The following is a 4,046-nucleotide window of genomic DNA, read 5'->3' on the forward strand; positions in this document are numbered from 1 at the left end:
GACGCAGGGAACTCCGGCGCTGCGCGCCTCCGGGCCGAGGATCGCATTCCCGCCCGGCCTGAAGGCCGGGATTCCCTGCGAAGATCAAGGGATGGGCCCCTCGGCCGACTCCGAGCCGGAGACCACCGCGATACACGACCTGCTGCGCAAGCTCTACCCGGACACGCGCGGCCCGAAGCTGACCGACGCCGCGTCCCCGGACTCACGCGGCTTATTCATCGGCCTGCACAGCGACGTGCGCACGGTGCTCTTCCCGTGGGCGTACACCAAGGACCTCGCGCCGAACGACGCCGCGATGCGCGCGGTCGCCAAGCAGCTCGCCGACGACACCGGCTACCAGTACGGCAAGGTCAGCGAGATCATGTACGCCGCATCGGGCGGTCTCGACGACTGGTCGTACGGCGAACTGGGCATCCCCAGCTTCACCATCGAGGCTGGCTCCACGACCAACACGGCCTGTAACGGCTTCCTGCCCGCCCACACGTGCATGGACACCGACTACTGGCCGCAGCTTCGGACCGCGCTGCTCCACGCGGCGGAGCTCGCGGGCGCACCCTACAAGGAGAGCTGACCCGGCAGGCCCTACCCCGCCCGGGGGCGAGGGGGTCGCTCTGCCGGCCACGGTTCGGGGGGCGGCGCCCCCGCCCCCCTCAGCCCTCCACCGCGCAGCACGCCTCCCGCCACTACTGCCGCCCCACCTCCAGCCAGTGGTCCGCCGACCTCCCCAGCGCCGCCGCGGCGCTCGCCGGCTCCGGGAAGGATTCGACCAGTGCGTGCTGCTCGTACGGTACGCAGCCCCGCGGCACGGAGACCGTCCGTACCAGCGAGTCGAAGTCCGTGAAGCGGGCGGCTGCCTCCTGCGTCACCCAGCCCGGCGCGCGGGCCGGAGTCGGCGCGGCCGCCGCCCGTCTGGACTCCACGCAGGTCGCCTCCCGGCTCAGCACGCTGCTGGACGCTGCCTGCCCGAATGTGAGACAGGGCCGTTCTTTTGAAAGGCCGCTAATACGCGCGGCCCGGGTTGAGGATGCCCTCTGGGTCGAAGACGGCCTTGATGCCGGTCATCAGCTCCCGCTCGGTGGGACCGAGTTGCGCGTCGAGGTAGCGCGTTTTGAGCGAGCCCACGCCGTGCTCGCCGGTGATCGTGCCGCCGAGCGCGAGCGCGGCGGCCACGATGTCGTCGAACGCGGCACCGGCACGATCGGCAGCGTCACGGTCGGTGGCGTCGTAGACGATGGTCGGATGCAGGTTGCCGTCGGCGGCGTGGCCGAAGGTGCCGATCAGCACGCCGTGGTCGGCGGAAATTTGCTCGATCGCGGCAAGCAATGGGGGAAGGTCCTGGACCGCGACGCCGACGTCGTCGAGCAGCGTGGTGCCCAGCCTCTCCAGCGCGGGGTACACCGTTCGTCTGGCCTGCATGAACATCTCGCCTTCCGCCGGGTCGGCGGTGTGCAGCACTTCGGTGGCGCCGCCTGCTTTGGCCAGCCTGGCACAGGTAGCGGCTTCCTGATCGGCGGACGGCCCGTCGCACTGGACGAGCAGGAGTGCCCCGGCCGACTCGTCGAGCCCCATGCGCGTCAGGCGATTGACGGCGCGAATGCAGGTGCGGTCCATGAGCTCCACCGCCGCTGGGTCGGCGACCGCCGCGATCTGCAGCACGGTGTCGACTGCCTGTTGGGGTGTCGGGAACGCGGCCACTGCGGTCGCGGTGGCCGCCGGGAACGGTCGCAGTCGCACGGTGGCGTCCACGATTACCGCCAGGGTGCCTTCGGAGCCGACGAGGAGCCGGGTGAGGTCGAGCCCGGTGACGTTCTTGCGGGTCGGTGGACCGGTACGGATCATCCGGCCATCGGCGAGCACGGCCGTCAGCGCGGCGACATGGTCGGCGGTGACCCCGTACTTGGCACAGCACATGCCGCCTGCGTTGGTCGCCAGGTTGCCGCCGATGGTGGAGATCGCCTTGCTGCCTGGGTCCGGCGGATACCACAGGCCGTGCTCGCGGGCGCGGGTGTCGAGATCGCCGGTGAGCACGCCCGGCTCGACGGTTGCCGTCCGGCCGGCCACGTCAAGGGTCAGGATCCGGTCCATCGCGGCGAGCGAGAGTACGACACAGCCGTCGATCGCATTGGCCGCGCCGGCCAGCCCGGTGCCGGCCCCCCGGGTCACCACAGGGGCGTGATGGTCGCCCGCTGTGCGCAGTGTGGTGGTCACGTCATCGGTCGAGCGGGCACGCACCACCGCCGCAGGGCGCCCCGCGGGAGCCAACAGGCACTGGTCACGGCGGTAGGCCTCCATCGCGTACTGGTCGGTGACCACCCGGCCCGGCAGCGCGACGGCCAGGGCGGCGGCGACGTCCGCGACAACCTCGGTCATGGCGTCTCCGGCTCGTAGAAACCGCGGACGTGATCCACGACCAGCTCGGCGGCACGGTCGGTCTCGCCCGCGTCCAGCGCGTCGACGATCGCCTGGTGTTCGGCCAGCAGACGCGCGAGAACCGCGCCCCGATCGGCCACCGTGGCGAGCGCGTCGAGCAGGTAGCCGGCGATGCAGTCGCGCAGCACGCCGATGACGAACCCCAGCGCCTGATTACCGCCGGCGTAGGCGAGTTGCACGTGGAAGTCCACGTCGGCGGCGTGGAAGGTCTGGATGTCGGTGTTCTCCACCGCTGCCGCCATGGTCACCAGGCAGGATCGAGCCGTATCCGGTACGGACGTGGTCTGCCGCATCGCCTCGGCCTCCAGCAGCGTGCGCAGCGCCACCAGGTCGGCCAGCGGGATCGCGCCGACCTGCAAGGCGGTGCTCAGCGCCAGGCCCGCCGCGCCTGCCGTGCGCTCGTGGGTGACGCGCGGACGCGCGGTGGAAACGGTATCCGCGCCGCTGATCAGACCGTGCGCCTGCAACACCCGCAGCGCCTCGCGGATCGTGGACCGCCCGACACCGAAAGACTGGGCGAGTTCGGTTTCCGTGGGCAGCTCGGTGTCGGCGGGGAATGTGCCGTCGAGGATGGCCACGCGCAGGCGCTGAGCCACGTCCAGGCTCAAGGGCACGCGCGATACCGGCGAGATCGTCATGCACCACATGATAACTTCTTGTCTGTTTGTCAGACAAGCAGCTATCGTGCTTCTCGCTGTGCCTCAGGACACAAAGGCCCCTACCTCACAGACGCGGAAATCAGGTGTCGCCATGACCGACAAGCTCGAGCTCGACCCGGCCAGGACCGCGATCGTGCTCATCGAGTACCAGAACGAGTTCACCAGCGACGGCGGCGTGCTGCACGGGGCGGTCGCCGACGTCATGCAACGCACCGGCATGCTTGCCAACTCCGTCGCCGTGGTCGACACCGCCCGGCGGGCCGGAGTGTCGATCATGCACGTGCCGATCACCTTCGCGGAAGGCTACGGCGAGCTGACCCGACACCCCTACGGCATCCTCAAAGGCGTCGTGGACGGGAAGGCGTTCGTGAAGGGCACGTGGGGCGCGGCCATCGTCGACGAGCTGGCTCCGGTGAACGGGGACATCGTCATCGAGGGCAAGCGCGGGCTCGACACCTTCGCCAGCACGAACCTCGATTTCATCCTTCGCAGCAAGGGCATCGACACGATCATCCTCGGCGGCTTCCTCACCAACTGCTGCGTGGAGTCGACCATGCGCACCGGTTACGAGCGCGGCTTCCGGGTGATCACCCTGACCGACTGCGTCGCCGCCACCTCGCAGGAGGAGCACGGCAACGCCATCTCCTACGACTTCCCGATGTTCTCGCTGCCGATGACCTCTACCGACGTCATCGCCGCCCTGTAGTCCCGCCGTCGCCCCGCCCCAGCGGCCGCAGGCCAGAATGCTCTCGGGGTTCGACTGCCCGCCGTCGGCGGCCCTGGTGCGCAGGCAGTTGGCATCGCCCGGAGCGAACGGCGTGAGACCACCGGCAGTCCCGCTCCAGGCGGTGTCCGACCATCTTTGTGGAGCACGTCCCGGACCCGGTCCGGGCTGGTGAACGTCACCTCGGCGATCTTCGCCACGGGCGTGCTCTGTGCGGATAACAGCACCATCTG

Annotated in this window: 5 protein-coding genes and 1 pseudogene; 2 read left to right on the top strand and 4 right to left on the bottom strand. The window is 69.9% G+C overall.

From position 1 onward, the window contains the following. On the top strand, positions 1-571 hold a 571-nt coding region (locus ACFVWD_RS57665), incomplete at its 5' end, for a M14 family zinc carboxypeptidase (protein WP_389607136.1). A gap of 112 nt (positions 572-683) precedes the next feature. Here the strand turns inward: ACFVWD_RS57665 and ACFVWD_RS57670 are convergent. The 3 genes from ACFVWD_RS57670 to ACFVWD_RS57680 all read right to left on the bottom strand — a co-directional run bounded on the left by ACFVWD_RS57670 (position 684) and on the right by ACFVWD_RS57680 (position 3,068). After that, entirely contained in the window at positions 684-920 is a 237-nt protein-coding gene (locus ACFVWD_RS57670) for a hypothetical protein (RefSeq protein ID WP_389607138.1), read from the bottom strand. A gap of 79 nt (positions 921-999) precedes the next feature. Next, positions 1,000-2,370: an FAD-binding oxidoreductase gene (locus ACFVWD_RS57675; RefSeq protein WP_389607140.1), complete on the bottom strand. Its 1,371-nt coding sequence runs from the start codon at positions 2,368-2,370 to the stop codon at positions 1,000-1,002. Further along, entirely contained in the window at positions 2,367-3,068 is a 702-nt protein-coding gene (locus ACFVWD_RS57680; protein ID WP_389607142.1) for a FadR/GntR family transcriptional regulator, read from the bottom strand. The genes ACFVWD_RS57675 and ACFVWD_RS57680 overlap by 4 nt, the downstream gene beginning before the upstream one ends. Positions 3,069-3,180: 112 nt before the next feature. Here ACFVWD_RS57680 and ACFVWD_RS57685 point away from each other — a divergent pair, with 112 nt between their 5' ends. Beyond that, positions 3,181-3,795 carry a cysteine hydrolase gene (locus tag ACFVWD_RS57685; protein ID WP_389607143.1) on the top strand — a complete coding sequence of 205 codons (615 nt, stop codon included), beginning with the start codon at positions 3,181-3,183 and terminating at the stop codon, positions 3,793-3,795. A gap of 158 nt (positions 3,796-3,953) precedes the next feature. Here ACFVWD_RS57685 and ACFVWD_RS57690 read toward each other — a convergent pair. Beyond that, positions 3,954-4,046 (bottom strand): annotated as a pseudogene (locus ACFVWD_RS57690) (helix-turn-helix domain-containing protein); the annotation flags it as partial.

The organism is Streptomyces sp. NPDC058086 (genome assembly GCF_042885015.1).
Taxonomy (GTDB): domain Bacteria; phylum Actinomycetota; class Actinomycetes; order Streptomycetales; family Streptomycetaceae; genus Streptomyces.